Genomic DNA, 12,183 nt, shown 5'->3' with positions numbered 1-12,183 from the left:
CCTGCTGGCCTTTTTTGTCTGCCTTGGCCGGGTCTTCACCACCCCAAGGGCTTTCAGCCGACAAACCTGCAGCGCCCACTCTCGCAATGGCATTGTTAACCACATTAGCGTCAGCAATACCACTCAGCATCATCTCGCTGAACCCAGATTTAACGTAGTCCTGAGCGGCTTTAACTCGGCCCATAGAGTCAGTCAGCGTTACGAGCCCTGCCTGAGCATTCTCCAAATCTGCAACCGCTCGTTTACGATTGCCTTCAATACCTTGCGCTTGCCCGAAAGGGTCAAATCCTTTGAGGCTACTCAGCCGACTGTCTGCGTCAATGATTTCCTTTTTCAGCTGGTTAACCTGGGTAACCTGGTTTTTGTACTGATCATCCAAATCGAGCGCTTTCACATCCAGCTGCTTTGACGACATCGCCACAAGCGCCTGTGTTGTTTCCTGAACGGCATCTTTAAGGTTCAAGGCAGACTGTCGAGCCAGTTTGTTCTGCTCATGGAAATACAGTATTGCAGAACCGGCCAGCATCGCTGCCCCGAAAGGCCCTCCAATCAACCCCAACGCGCCACGGGCAAGCCCGGTAGCCACCGAGGCTGCGCGGGCTGATACTGACAGGCGTTTATTTGCCGCATCCAGTTGATTCTTGCCAACCGTGGCCGCGCGCGTCGCCTCGGTTTCTTCCCGGATCAACCGGTTATAATCAGCGGTATAACTGACGTTCAGGCCGTATTGCTTGGCCGTTTTTTCCATCGCACGAACGCGGCCGAATTCGGCGTTGTTTTGCAGCAAGGTGGCGCTGGCACTGTCAATCGTCTTCTGTGCCATACGGGCCTGATCCAGCGCAGCAGATTTAACAGCGGCCTGCTGATCGCGCCATGCCCCGATGCTTTCACGGATACCGGCGGTTAGCTTGGTGGACATCACCGGGATCAGCGTATACAACGCCACGCTGGCCACCATGTTGAAGTTATCCGCCAGGCCGTTAATAGCCTCGGTCACACTCTGTACGCCGGTACGCAATGGGCCGCCGCTGGCTTGCCCGACTTTGATGATCAACCCTTCAAAAGCACTGGTCAGCCCCATCAGATCGCCGTTCAGGTTGTTGACGCGCGTCGCGGCCTGTTCGTGCGCTGTCTGGGTACCGGTCAGGGACTTTGTCAGGTCATCCAGCTTGCTGCGGTTACTCACCAGAATCGACGCGGCGTTAATATTCTCCAGGCCAAACAGCTTGACCGCCTGCGCCGTGGAGAGGTTCTTCTTCGACAGGTTTTCCAGCGCGGTGCTTAGCCCCACAACGGAAGGTTTGAGCGTTTTATCCGTGCCTTTTTCAAGGTTGAGGATAACGTTACGCAACCCGGTGCCTGCCTCACCCCCTTTAATTTCACGCTCTGCCAATACCTGGATCGCTGCGTTCAACTGCTCAAAGCCGATCCCGGCCTGCGCCGCTGCCACACCGCCATTCTTTATCGCGGCTGCTGTATCGGCAATTTCAGACGAACCATACTTAGCCCCGGCGGCCAAAACGTTAATGTAGCGGTCAGCCTGGCTGGCGCTGGCACCAAACTGGTTAAGCGAAAGGGCCAACGTCTTTGTCGCATCCGGCAACGTGGTACCCGCCGCCTGTGCCAAAATCAGCGCACTGTTGGTCGCAGTAGTCAGCCCGTCCGCCGTTTTCAGCAGTTCCGGCTTGGCACTGGCCATCAGCTTTAACGCTTCCGCCGCCTGGCTGGCACTGTACTCGGTGGTGCGCCCCATCTGCTGCGCGGCTTCATCGAATTGTTTCAGCTGCGCACCGGTAGCACCGGTGATCGCGGAAAGGTCAGACAGTGCCTGACCATACTGCCGGGTGGTGGTAATAATGCTTCCCAGCGAGAACCCCAGGCCAGCAACGCCAGCCAAACCCGCCAGCGTCCCTTTCAGGCTGCTGACCGTTTGGCCGACACGCTGATAAGCCTCATCGGTTTTTTTCGCGTCCTGCTGGGCTTGACGGTTAAATTTACCGGATTGATCGCCAGCGGTACGGTAAGCAGCCACCAGCTTGTTTCTAAAATTGGCGTCATTCAGGTACAACCCGACCGCCAACGATGCTACATCAGCCATTCCCAAGCACTCGCATAACGTCAGCACACTGCGCATCAAGGGTACTTTGCACAGGCTGAGCGGGTTGATGAACAGGGGCATCCTCCACAGTGTCGGCAGTAATGCCCTGCAGTTTGAAGTATGCCCGCCAGTGATTCAGAACTTGCGCCGGTAACGCGGCGATTTTACGAGGGTCTGACTCACCCCAGCGATCGGCCAACTGAAAAATAAGCATCAGCCAGGGTGAGTCAGTCAGTTTTTTTCCGCGTCTTCCAGCGTGCCGACAGCATGACGTTTGACGGTACTGATCGCCTCAACCAATGTTGGGTTATCGTGGGCCTTCAACAGCTCATCCACGCTGGGCAACGCACTCCGCGGAATGCGCGTACCGTCCGGCGTCATAAAACAGGACAGCAGTAACTCAACGTTGAGGCGGGCGGCCTTATTCATATCTCCGGCCTCGATGGCGTCTTTCATGCCATCTTCATTATCCTGCAGCTCGGATGCTTTCAGGCGGCGGATAAAGGTTTTAGCGGCAAACATCGGCACTTCAAGCACGTGGTCGTCAGATTTCAGCAGTGCTGCCTTGAGCGCCTTCAGATCGTATTTCTCGGTCATCGGTGTTCCTTACTTAACGGTTACTGTGGCTGCAGCGCTGTTTAGGGTGTCAGCACGTTCAGCGGACAGCACTACGCGGTACGTACCGGCATCAGCCGCCACCACAGAGTTTTTGGTATAGGTGGCAGCGGTGGCGCCGCTGATGTTGGTGCCATTCTTCTGCCATTGGAATTTAACGGGTTTGCCGTTACTGGAGGTAGCCGCAACAGTCAGGGACAAATTGCCCCCGACCGCCAAATCAGCGTTTTTTGGCTGGGTAGTCACGCTGATCACACCTTTGGGGCCACGGCTCCCCAGGTGTTGTTGTTCTGCTTGCCTTGCACGGTGATCTGAATGACCTCGCTCGCTGGCGCGGTGATCTCATTCATCTTCCAGCCAGACAACGACAAGATAGAGGTGGAGGTACGGCCATTCGGCAGTTCAACATAGAACTGCACGGTTTCGCGGTTGTCTGCTGCGGTAAGGAATGCTGCAAAATCTTCATTGGACGGATCATCAATAAATCCAATGGATTTTTCAGCCCCTTCAGGCAGGTCAGAAATAAACTGTTTGGAGGTATCGATCAGGGTGGTGCAATCAACAAAACTGCCGGTCTGCCCCATCTCACCGACAGCCTTACAGTTAGTCAGCGCCTTCATGGTAGCGGCAGCAGCGCCGACCGCACCCCATTTCACAACAGTGCCAGCCGGAAGCATGGCGTATTCTGGCGAGGTTTTATCAGCCATAATTTATCTCTCTTAATGATTGTGGCAGCGGTCGCTACCGGTTTTCGATGCCGTAGCGGATTTCTGCCGCCAGGATGCGTAACACTTGGGTTTTGTTGTAATCCAGGGCGGGCCGGATGAACGGATCGGCAACTTGTTTCACCGTGCCGAATTCCTGTGCCAGCGCCTTCATCTGGTTCGCCTTGCTTGGACCAACACGCAAGGTGACCTGCGCACGGCCTCGGGTGGTCGAGCGGATAGTAATGCTGTCTCGCATGTGCGGGCCGGGGGCTGTATCGTCATACCCTGCGTGCTGCTGCATATCCTCCAACACCGGGACCAGGGCGGCGCGGCCAGCATCCCGCAGTATTTTGGTGGAGACATCCCGACCCAATGCTTCCAACTGACGCGCCAATTCATCCATACCGGTGATGTTAATTCCGATCATACGGCGTCCTCCGGGTAGCAGATGATGTAATCGCGCACCAGGCGGTATTGGGTGCTGTTGTTGGTCAGCGTGGTTGCACCTTGCAACATCGTGCCGCGTGTTACCGTCTGAACCGGCCAGCGGCCAATATGCCCGTGCTGAATACCTTCCCAGGTTGTACAGATAGCCTTATCCAGTTCAATCAGGCGGGCGTAATCGTCGATCACATACAGCGAAATCTGAAAACGGCCCTGCACCAGCGCGGTGCTGGCCAGTCCGGTATCAAATTTAGGGTCAGTGATTTTCTGATAAGTCACCCCTTCCTGTTCTGGATCGGGCAGCAATAGCGGATAAGCCGGCAAGCTGGTTAACACTTCTAGCGCCGCTTTGATTTCATACTCGATCATGGCGGGTATCAGCCTCCGCTGTAATCAGTAACCGATCGGACTGCGAGCGGTCTGGGGCGCGAACGGTGAACACTCTCCCCTTCCATTCGATTTGCCAATCGGTTTGCACATCCTGCCGTGGGCGCAAAGTGAACAACATGGTTTCCACCACCTGTCCCTGATCCCCGGTGCGGATTTTTCGGTTAGATATCGGCTCTGCATCAGCCCACACCGTGGCTACATCCTCAGTGGATTTCACTTCACTGCCAGTGCGTTCATCCCGAACAACGATCGGACGACGAAGCGTGATACGGCTGCCAAGTTTCCCTGCTCTCATGTCCCCGGCCTCTTTCTTTTACCCTTCAACAGGTCATAGAACCCCAGAGGCGCCTGATATAATTTTGCCTCTGATGTGGTTTCCCGGTTTGCATACCAGTGCCCGACCGCCAGCATCAGTGCCAGCTTAACTTTTCCGGCAATAACCACGCCTTCATCAACGTTTTCAGGTACGCGTTCGTCATACAGCGGCAGGTTTAAAAACTCCTGAGCCAGGTCTTTTGCCGCATCCACATAGATGGTCAACAGCCCATCCTCTGCATCGCTGTCGATCCGGCACTGAAAGCGCAGCTCATCAAGTGATGGCGTCATACTGACCTCATAAAAAAGGCGGCCGGAGCCGCCTGGTTGCCTTATTTACCCGCTGGGGCCGCCCCCATCTTGAGCAGTTTCACTGCGTTGCTGTCCACCAGCATCGAACCCACACGTTTAGTGGTATAGAACCCCACAAACGGTTTTTTGGTGTACGGGTCACGCAGCATACGCACACCGATACGATCCAAAATGGTGAAGCAGCGTTTGAAGTTGCCGAAACCGATCGGCGTACCGTCACCGGCGATGTCCGGGAACTGCTCATTTTCGGCAATGCCGTAGCTCAACAGGGAGGATGGCTGGCCAAGTTGCAACCCGGGTTGCCACAGATAATTGCCCTGGCTGTCTTTCAACGTACGGACCGTGAACAGCGTGCTGTTATTCATCATCCAGCGGGCGCCGCTGCGGTAAGGCTTGCGCAGGGAATACACCAACTTAACAATTTCATCGGCGGTAATGGCATCCGGCTTGGCGGCCAGCAAGTGCTGCAGTTTGCCCCAGTCGCGCTCTTTGTCGTCCTTGATATCGCTGCCGTAAGCCAACAAGCCTTTCGGTTTTTTGCTGCCGTCACCGTTGGTGAAAGCAATTTCTTCCTGCTCGGCGAATTCCTGCGTCAGCTCGGAAACGATGAAGTTCTCAACATCGAAAAACGCATCGTCCAGCATGGTTTGCGTTGCCATCGGGTTGCCGTAGATCTCCCCCCAAACGGGTTCAATCGTCGCCAGCTTGGAGGTTTTGGTTTCCGGACGCTCATCCGTTTCACCCACCCAGCCGCTGTTAGTGCCGCCCTGGTTCACCAACTTTTTATAGTTTGGGGTCCCCATGGCAATAACGGTACATTCCGAGCGCATGACCACTTCATCTTTCAGCGCACTGATGATGTTGCGATCCAGCTCTTCCGGCACAGCGTAACCCCCATCCGGATCGGTGGTGGTCTGCATGGCTTTCTGCTCCAGCTCGGCCAGTCCATCATCCTTACCCTTGCGCACAAACTGGACAAACGCAGTTTTGTGTTCGGTTACCGCTTTTGAGCCTTTACCGCCGCCAGGACGCTTGGAAGCCGCCAGTTCTTCTTCCAACTGGGATTTGAGGTTATCCAGCTCGGACAATTTGCCGTTAAGGGTTTCCACGGTTTCGGACAGCTTGCCCTTTTCCGCTTCGATCGCGTCCAGCCGCTTATCGTTCTTTTTGGTGAACTCGTCAAAGTTACCCTTAAGCTCCTGCGCGACCTGTTCAACGTCTTTAATATCAACTGCCATAGTGTGTTTCTCCAGATTCAGAATTTTATAGATTTCAATATGTTAATAGCTGCATCAATATCGCCAGCATCACGCTGGGATAACGCGCCATACCCCTCAGCCATAAATGCTTTGGCCTGAGAGCGAGAAAGCCCAACGTCGCGCAGGACTCTTTCAATACTTTTCGGTGACGGGGTTTCCCCACGGGCAAACGCGGATTTCACATCACTGATGCGGGCCTCGTCGTTGGCGGGGAACGTCACGAGGCTGACCTCCCAGAGGTCCAGCTCTTTGAGCATCCAGGCCTCTTTTGCCCTGTCGTATTCCCAATCCTTCAGCATGTACCCAATAGAAAGGCCGGTTATAGAACCGGCCTTCATGTGGGCATGAGCGCGTTTGGCGAGAGGGTCATCATCGATGAGCAACCGACCTTTGATGTATAAACCAACATCATCTTCCTGCATTTCGGCATAGACACCGATCGGCTCATCCATCTTGTGTTGCCATAGCATGGCAGGCCAGGCGCCCTTTTCTTTCCATTGAGCCAGTGAGTTGCTGAACGCACCGGGCACCACGATATCGTCATAACTGTCTTTCACACCGAAAACCGAGCCATAGCCTTCAAACTCGCCAGACTCACTGACAGACTTGATTTTCAATGGAATATCCAGCCGCTGCTTAGTCATCGGCATTATTGCTTTCCTCGGTTGGTTTTTTCTTGTCACCGGCCGTCGGCTTGGTGGTCATGTTCATCGGGGTCAGGTAGGTATCGCCGCCCTCTCTCGGGTTAAGCTCTTCCAGATCACGGCACTCATTCGGTGAGTAAATTCCCCAGTTGATACCCGTGGCGTAAGCCTCGAACCGCGATTTCATGTCTCCGCGCAGTAACGCGCCGGCGTTAAACTTGGCGTAAAACTTTCCCTGCGCAGACGGTTTGACCAGACCAACATTGATGCGCTGTTCTATTCGGGTGAGGTAAGGAACCAGGGAGTAGTTGATAAACCCAATCCCCAAATTTTCGATATTGTTGAAGGTTGCCCTGTCGGTGTTTTGCACCATGTGCATCGGTACCCGGAAAATGCGGCAAATCTCTTCCAACTGAAACTTTCGGGTTTCCAGAAACTGAGCATCTTCCGCGCTGAGGCTGATTGAGTTCCACTTTAGGCCCATCTCTAGAATCATAGGCTTGTGGGCATTGGCCAGCCCCTGGTGACGGGCCTCAAAGTCATTCTTCAGACGATTGAACGCATCATCGGAAAGCGCATTATCGGTCTGCAGAACGCCACTGGTGACGGCACCATTACCAAACAGGCGGGCGCCGTGCTCCTCCGTTGCCATCCCCAGGCCGATTGCCTGGCGGGCATACGCGATAGGGCTGACGCCATTCAACCCATCCAGCGTGAAAATACGAACATGCCAGATATCATCCTGCGTCAGGATGTCGCTGGTCCCATCCGGAAAGGTGACGTGGTATTCCGGGTCCCAGTTGGAGCCCAACTTAGGGATCACGCTGCCGGGGTCGAGCGGCAACAGCTCTACCACCTCTCCCAATGCCTTGACTTTATAGGCGTAGAAATTGCCGCGCAGGCACAGACACCCCACAAGCAGCTCCCAGAACTCCTGCGGGGTCATGTACCCATTGGGTTTGACCGACAGCAGTTTGTTCAGCCGTTCTTTTACTGCACGTCGGTTTCCTCGTTCAAGCTGCTCAAAAAGACCACAGGGCAACATACCCACAGATTCAGCCAATACCCGAACGCAGCTAAATACCGAGGTAAGTTGCATCGAAAGTTGTGGACTAATCCGCCTGCCGGAGTATGTGTCGTAGGACAGTCCGACCATTTCTGCAATATCTTGCGAGGTGACCGGCTTTCCCCCCGACTTTTGAAACATTCCGGGAAAAAACATCAGTCCCCCTTATCCGGTTTTATCGGGTTGTGTCCCATCATTTTGGATACCAGCCATGACCACAGCAGGCACAGCAAACCGGCGACAACAAATCCCGCCGGGGAGTAAACAAGCCAAACGCCGTATGTCAGTAACAGTGCGCCAGCCACGCCCACCAGCACCGACAATGCAGTGATAAAATGTAAAGCCCGCATGGGGGGATCTCCGTTAAAGTGAGCGCAAACCGTAAGTTTCGATATGCGTAGATAGGCTATCCGTCGTTTCCCCGCCGTTAACAAGCAACCGGCTCATCGCAATAAACATTGCTACTGGACCGTCGATCTTGTTTTCTGGCGTGGATTTATTGGGGAAGATATTTTCATTTTTATCCGGTTTGACAGTGATGTTTGACATCATCCATGTCATAACCGGGTTGCCGTCATGGTGCAGGCGGCCTGCGTACACTTTCGCCTCGGATTCCTTCATGGCCTCAGAGAGATTTTTCACTGTCTGTGCCACCTCTACGACCGGGGCACCTTCAGCAGCCACTGACAAGCCAAATTGAGTTGCGCTCCACGGGTCATATGCCAGTTCATTCATCGAATCACCACCAGCCCAGGCCAAGGTTTCCTCTTTGATTAACGCATGATCAACAACATCCCCGTCGGTAAACTCCAGATAACCCGCCTCATTCCACTTTTTATACAGCTCGGCCTGCTGCCTGGAACAGGCCTCCAGGCGGCCTTCTGGGATCCAAAAGCGTGATTTGGTATAGATGTCGCCGTTTGGCGCAAGCCAGACCTTAACCGCGGCTGAAATGTCGATTTTGTTGGCCAGGTCAACACCAAGCCACATTGGCCAGCTCGCTGAATCCGAACTTTCCCATGCGTCACGGCATTTTTCCCAGCGAGCCATATCCATCCATGCCTGCTCACCCTGCACCCAGATATTGAGATGCTTGGTGAAGAAGTTAACGCGCGCGGATACCTGCTCTTTCGCCTTTTTAGCCAGGCGGCGCATGTCATCCCAGCGCTTGCAGACGCCAAGACCGGGGTTCGCTTTCGGCCAGTTGGCCTCATCAAAGGGATCATCATCCTTATCGAGGGTGTAAATCAGAGCAAAATAGCTGTCATCCTTGATGGATAGCGGGTCCGGGTTATCGAAGTTCTGCAACACCTTAATCGCGTAATCCCGCTGCTCGTAACAAATGCCTTCTTTGTTAAATCCTGCTGTAGTGATAGCGAAAATCAGTGACTGCAGTCGGGCACCGGTCGCCGTTTCCAGCACATCCCAAACATCGCGGGTTTTATGGGCGTGCAGCTCATCAACGATCCCACAGTGAATGTTCAAGCCGTCCAGATTGTTCGCTTCACTGGCCACCGGCTCAAATTTAGAGCCGGTGCGTTCCTGGTGAATGTTCAACTTGTTACTGCCGAACAGCCGCCCTAACGTTTTCGCAGCCAGCTTGATCATTCGTTTGGCATCATCAAATACGATACGGGCCTGATCGCGCGTTGTCGCAGCGGAGTAAACCTCCGCACCGCCCTCACCGTCAGCGCCAGTCATATAGAGACCAATGCCAGAGGAAAGGGTTGACTTGGCGTTCTTACGCGCTACCTCGTCATAGGCGGTACGGAACCGGCGCACATAAACAGGATCTCCGTCATCATCCAGGACAATTTTCGAGGTCATTTCATCGATAAGTGGAATAACAAACCCGAAAAGGTTTATCAGAATAAAAATGTGCCAATCCATCAGCTCGATCGGCTTGCCGGTCAGGTGCCCCTTCACATGGGGAACAAAGTTATAAAAATCGAGAATGTGCTGTGCGCGGCCTTCATGGAAGTAAACACCGCGCTCAGGGCCGTGCTCTATATCATGAAGAAACCGCCGGCACGCCAGGCGCACCAGTTCGCCAGCAACTATTTCGCCAGATACCACGCGCTCGGCGTAGCGGAATCCATCTGCAACGGTTGCCATTCATCATTTGCGCTTTTTAAGGAATTCTTCCAGTGGGTCAACCTCAGCCGGGCCTTTGGCGCCGACCTTAGAACGGCTTGAAGGGGTCATGCCAAACTCTGACAGCATGGCGCGAATTCTCTTCCAGGCGTCAGCCTTCATCACGGCAGCGGGGTGCGGCTTAATCATTCTGATTTCCCGCTCTTTACCTTCGTCGGGATCGTCCTCGCTGTACACCGCGTAGGTGTAGCCCTCACGATCGAGCGTGTCGCAGTGGTGCCGGTACTCAACATAGGCCTCGATCAACAATTCGAGCGCCTTGGCATCCAGCGTGGTCATCACGCCAACGGCATCGAGCTCCTCGCCAATACGCTTAAACCAATACTTGCCCTGCTTATCAAAATGCTTCGGCGTTGGGGGTACCCCAGACGGCGGTTTTGGTTCGTTTTTGTTGATCGCCCGTTTGGATGGGTTCCCCTTCACTAAAGTCAGGTGTGTCGGGGTTTTCGGTGGTCCAGGCATAATCGAAAACTCCTATTAATGACCGCATGGGGGCACCCAAAAAAAGGTTTGCTAACCTGCGGCGGTGTGAAAAGAGGTAAGGCGGCGGTACTTTAGCGCGAGAGGGGTAGGGATTTGATCCCCCCTCCCCCTGGTTCAATCGAGGTAGAAATCGTCGTTGACCTGTCGCCGCCGCGCGCTGCTGGCATTGTGCGGGCATGCGCTTGAGGTGTGCCCAGAGCCGCCACAGTAACCACAGCTGAGGTTTGCACGCCGAGCTGAGCCGCTATAGGTGCTGGGACAGTTAGCGCGCGTATGCCGCTGTGATCCACAGAATGTGCAACGTTGGTAACTCATCGCAGTCTCTCCGTTGCCGTCTTGCGGCGGTGACATGGCCAGCACAGGCCTTCGAGGTTCGAATCATCATCGGTACCCCCATGTGCTTTCGCCTTGATGTGGTCAACCGTGGTGGCCGCTACAGCGCGGCCGTTGCGCAAGCATTCCTGGCATAGGTGATTATCACGCGTCAGGATACGTTCCCGTCTGATTGTCCAGTCATTGCCGTAACCGCGCTGGTGCCTGCTCTTACCCTGCTGGTGATTCTCCCAGCCCGTGTTCTGGTGGTCAGGGCAGTAACCAGAGCGGTCGGTTGTCGTCTTGCTGCACCCATGCTTACGGCATGTACGGGGGATTCTGGCTGGCATATTTTTCTCTATTTAATATGTCTGGATATTTCGCTATTTACAGATACCATTGGAAATTCACCGCAGTTGAATACCAGAAATATGCTTTACCTATGAAAAATAATATTTAAATCATAAGGAGACTAATGATGACCACTAAAAACAATCAGCCTGCAAAACCTATTTATAAGAAAGGTAATATCGTTTACCTGGTCACAGGGGGGCCGAGCATGACTATTTCAGAGGCTATTTTCAATCACGCAGATAGGTTTACTGGGGTTTATAAATGTCAGTGGTTCGCCGGTAAAAAACTTGAAAGTGGGAGGTTTGAGGAAGAGACATTAACTTTAACCGACCCAAAGCCGTAAACCCAAACACGCCAAAGTTTTCTCTTAACGACATTACGTCTTGGATGATGAATAGGCTCCAACAAGATGGATGTTTATACCAACAAGACGTAGTTGACCATTTAATTAAAATGGACAATGAAATTCACCTTAAAGAGAATGCCGACGGCAATCAGGCCTTATCCACTAAATTGTTGAACAAATTCCGAGTGGATAGCGGTGAAAATGTTGTTTGGGTTAAGCCGGATAGATACTGGCGCTATCGAGTCCTTGAGGACGAAGAAGGTAGAGAAGCCAGAGGCTAGTAATATAGGCGGCAGCAGCCGCCTTTTCATTTCCTTTTTCCAGCCAGAGATAGGCGCCATTGGTTCAGCATGGCCACCTGGCCGGCGCAGATTGATAAAGCTGTTTGAAGTTGCAACGTATAGCTGCCGATATCACCCCAGGTGTCACCCTGCAGCGTTGGCTGCTCGCATCGCTTGAATACTGACTCAGGGGGTAACAGGATGATCGGCGCAGGTGGTTGTACCGCTGGGCTGGCGCATGAGGTTAAGCACAGCACCAGGAGCAGTGCGACGGGCGCACTCATCGTTTTTGATCGCATCTCGGTATTTCCTTTGATAGATGTCAGCCTGTTGGCGCAACTGCTGTTCTTGCTGTTGCTGGGCGGCCATCAGTGCACGGTTCTGAGCATCCTGTGTTTGCAGA

Annotated in this window: 19 protein-coding genes; 2 read left to right on the top strand and 17 right to left on the bottom strand. The window is 53.7% G+C overall.

All coding sequences use genetic code 11. The features are described 5' to 3' along the window. The 15 genes from OC597_RS26430 to OC597_RS26360 form a co-directional block, all read right to left on the bottom strand. On the bottom strand, nucleotides 1-2,098 hold a 2,098-nt coding region (locus OC597_RS26430; protein ID WP_262211143.1), incomplete at its 3' end, for a phage tail tape measure protein. Between the two features lie 231 nt (nucleotides 2,099-2,329). Then, nucleotides 2,330-2,695, bottom strand: coding sequence for a phage tail protein (locus tag OC597_RS26425; RefSeq protein ID WP_262211142.1), 366 nt, complete (start codon nucleotides 2,693-2,695; stop codon nucleotides 2,330-2,332). A gap of 9 nt (nucleotides 2,696-2,704) precedes the next feature. Continuing rightward, complete coding sequence (locus OC597_RS26420; RefSeq protein WP_262211141.1) at nucleotides 2,705-2,959, bottom strand: immunoglobulin domain-containing protein; 255 nt, start codon at nucleotides 2,957-2,959, stop codon at nucleotides 2,705-2,707. A gap of 5 nt (nucleotides 2,960-2,964) precedes the next feature. Continuing rightward, complete coding sequence (locus tag OC597_RS26415; protein WP_262211140.1) at nucleotides 2,965-3,420, bottom strand: phage tail protein; 456 nt, start codon at nucleotides 3,418-3,420, stop codon at nucleotides 2,965-2,967. A gap of 34 nt (nucleotides 3,421-3,454) precedes the next feature. Continuing rightward, a complete protein-coding gene (locus OC597_RS26410; RefSeq protein ID WP_262211139.1) occupies nucleotides 3,455-3,847 on the bottom strand; it encodes an HK97-gp10 family putative phage morphogenesis protein in 393 nt (130 codons plus the stop codon). Next, the gene (locus OC597_RS26405; protein ID WP_262211138.1) at nucleotides 3,844-4,233 is read right to left on the bottom strand and encodes a hypothetical protein; all 390 of its coding nucleotides are present in this window, start codon (nucleotides 4,231-4,233) and stop codon (nucleotides 3,844-3,846) included. The genes OC597_RS26410 and OC597_RS26405 overlap by 4 nt, the downstream gene beginning before the upstream one ends. After that, entirely contained in the window at nucleotides 4,220-4,549 is a 330-nt protein-coding gene (locus OC597_RS26400; protein ID WP_261159315.1) for a phage head closure protein, read from the bottom strand. The genes OC597_RS26405 and OC597_RS26400 overlap by 14 nt, the downstream gene beginning before the upstream one ends. Further along, the gene (locus OC597_RS26395; RefSeq protein WP_261159316.1) at nucleotides 4,546-4,860 is read right to left on the bottom strand and encodes a head-tail connector protein; all 315 of its coding nucleotides are present in this window, start codon (nucleotides 4,858-4,860) and stop codon (nucleotides 4,546-4,548) included. The genes OC597_RS26400 and OC597_RS26395 overlap by 4 nt, the downstream gene beginning before the upstream one ends. A 41-nt stretch (nucleotides 4,861-4,901) precedes the next feature. Beyond that, nucleotides 4,902-6,119: a phage major capsid protein gene (locus OC597_RS26390; protein WP_262211137.1), complete on the bottom strand. Its 1,218-nt coding sequence runs from the start codon at nucleotides 6,117-6,119 to the stop codon at nucleotides 4,902-4,904. A 17-nt stretch (nucleotides 6,120-6,136) separates the two neighbouring features. After that, nucleotides 6,137-6,790, bottom strand: a complete 654-nt coding sequence (locus OC597_RS26385) for an HK97 family phage prohead protease (protein ID WP_262211136.1) — start codon at nucleotides 6,788-6,790, stop codon at nucleotides 6,137-6,139. After that, nucleotides 6,777-8,006 (bottom strand): phage portal protein, encoded by a 1,230-nt coding sequence (locus OC597_RS26380; RefSeq protein WP_262211135.1) that lies wholly within the window; start codon nucleotides 8,004-8,006, stop codon nucleotides 6,777-6,779. Before OC597_RS26380 ends, OC597_RS26385 begins: the two co-directional genes overlap by 14 nt. Then, nucleotides 8,006-8,200: a hypothetical protein gene (locus tag OC597_RS26375; protein ID WP_261159320.1), complete on the bottom strand. Its 195-nt coding sequence runs from the start codon at nucleotides 8,198-8,200 to the stop codon at nucleotides 8,006-8,008. Before OC597_RS26375 ends, OC597_RS26380 begins: the two co-directional genes overlap by 1 nt. A gap of 13 nt (nucleotides 8,201-8,213) precedes the next feature. Then, complete coding sequence (locus OC597_RS26370; RefSeq protein WP_262211134.1) at nucleotides 8,214-9,965, bottom strand: terminase large subunit; 1,752 nt, start codon at nucleotides 9,963-9,965, stop codon at nucleotides 8,214-8,216. A gap of 3 nt (nucleotides 9,966-9,968) precedes the next feature. Further along, complete coding sequence (locus OC597_RS26365) at nucleotides 9,969-10,466, bottom strand: phage terminase small subunit P27 family (RefSeq protein ID WP_262211133.1); 498 nt, start codon at nucleotides 10,464-10,466, stop codon at nucleotides 9,969-9,971. Nucleotides 10,467-10,798: 332 nt separating this feature from the next. Further along, nucleotides 10,799-11,149: an HNH endonuclease gene (locus OC597_RS26360; RefSeq protein WP_262211132.1), complete on the bottom strand. Its 351-nt coding sequence runs from the start codon at nucleotides 11,147-11,149 to the stop codon at nucleotides 10,799-10,801. Nucleotides 11,150-11,274: 125 nt separating this feature from the next. Between OC597_RS26360 and OC597_RS26355 the strand changes: the two genes are divergently transcribed. Continuing rightward, nucleotides 11,275-11,496, top strand: a complete 222-nt coding sequence (locus OC597_RS26355; RefSeq protein ID WP_262211131.1) for a DUF2158 domain-containing protein — start codon at nucleotides 11,275-11,277, stop codon at nucleotides 11,494-11,496. Between the two features lie 32 nt (nucleotides 11,497-11,528). Beyond that, nucleotides 11,529-11,780, top strand: coding sequence for a DUF6953 family protein (locus tag OC597_RS26350; protein ID WP_410071729.1), 252 nt, complete (start codon nucleotides 11,529-11,531; stop codon nucleotides 11,778-11,780). A gap of 26 nt (nucleotides 11,781-11,806) precedes the next feature. On the opposite strand, the gene lysC is transcribed toward OC597_RS26350, so the two are convergent. Both lysC and OC597_RS26345 read right to left on the bottom strand, forming a co-directional pair. Continuing rightward, the gene (gene lysC, locus OC597_RS26720; protein ID WP_510181752.1) at nucleotides 11,807-12,064 is read right to left on the bottom strand and encodes an Rz1-like lysis system protein LysC; all 258 of its coding nucleotides are present in this window, start codon (nucleotides 12,062-12,064) and stop codon (nucleotides 11,807-11,809) included. After that, on the bottom strand, nucleotides 11,967-12,183 hold a 217-nt coding region (locus OC597_RS26345), incomplete at its 5' end, for a DUF2570 family protein (RefSeq protein ID WP_510181751.1). The genes OC597_RS26345 and lysC, both read right to left, overlap by 98 nt.

The organism is Serratia proteamaculans (assembly GCF_946227095.1).
GTDB classification, from domain to species: Bacteria; Pseudomonadota; Gammaproteobacteria; order Enterobacterales; family Enterobacteriaceae; genus Serratia; species Serratia proteamaculans_E.
The sequence above is the reverse complement of the archived record's forward strand: the minus strand, read 5'-3'. Positions and strand labels throughout refer to the sequence as shown.

Excerpts from the sequence above, each read along its gene's own strand:
- OC597_RS26355 (WP_262211131.1), top strand. The coding sequence starts at position 11,275 with ATGATGACCACTAAAAACAATCAGCCTGCAAAACCTATTTATAAGAAA.
- OC597_RS26380 (WP_262211135.1), bottom strand. The coding sequence starts at position 8,006 with ATGTTTTTTCCCGGAATGTTTCAAAAGTCGGGGGGAAAGCCGGTCACC.
- OC597_RS26375 (WP_261159320.1), bottom strand. The coding sequence starts at position 8,200 with ATGCGGGCTTTACATTTTATCACTGCATTGTCGGTGCTGGTGGGCGTG.
- OC597_RS26365 (WP_262211133.1), bottom strand. The coding sequence starts at position 10,466 with ATGCCTGGACCACCGAAAACCCCGACACACCTGACTTTAGTGAAGGGG.
- OC597_RS26390 (WP_262211137.1), bottom strand. The coding sequence starts at position 6,119 with ATGGCAGTTGATATTAAAGACGTTGAACAGGTCGCGCAGGAGCTTAAG.
- lysC (WP_510181752.1), bottom strand. The coding sequence starts at position 12,064 with ATGAGTGCGCCCGTCGCACTGCTCCTGGTGCTGTGCTTAACCTCATGC.
- OC597_RS26370 (WP_262211134.1), bottom strand. The coding sequence starts at position 9,965 with ATGGCAACCGTTGCAGATGGATTCCGCTACGCCGAGCGCGTGGTATCT.
- OC597_RS26405 (WP_262211138.1), bottom strand. The coding sequence starts at position 4,233 with ATGATCGAGTATGAAATCAAAGCGGCGCTAGAAGTGTTAACCAGCTTG.
- OC597_RS26415 (WP_262211140.1), bottom strand. The coding sequence starts at position 3,420 with ATGGCTGATAAAACCTCGCCAGAATACGCCATGCTTCCGGCTGGCACT.
- OC597_RS26410 (WP_262211139.1), bottom strand. The coding sequence starts at position 3,847 with ATGATCGGAATTAACATCACCGGTATGGATGAATTGGCGCGTCAGTTG.
- OC597_RS26425 (WP_262211142.1), bottom strand. The coding sequence starts at position 2,695 with ATGACCGAGAAATACGATCTGAAGGCGCTCAAGGCAGCACTGCTGAAA.
- OC597_RS26385 (WP_262211136.1), bottom strand. The coding sequence starts at position 6,790 with ATGCCGATGACTAAGCAGCGGCTGGATATTCCATTGAAAATCAAGTCT.
- OC597_RS26360 (WP_262211132.1), bottom strand. The coding sequence starts at position 11,149 with ATGCCAGCCAGAATCCCCCGTACATGCCGTAAGCATGGGTGCAGCAAG.
- OC597_RS26400 (WP_261159315.1), bottom strand. The coding sequence starts at position 4,549 with ATGAGAGCAGGGAAACTTGGCAGCCGTATCACGCTTCGTCGTCCGATC.
- OC597_RS26395 (WP_261159316.1), bottom strand. The coding sequence starts at position 4,860 with ATGACGCCATCACTTGATGAGCTGCGCTTTCAGTGCCGGATCGACAGC.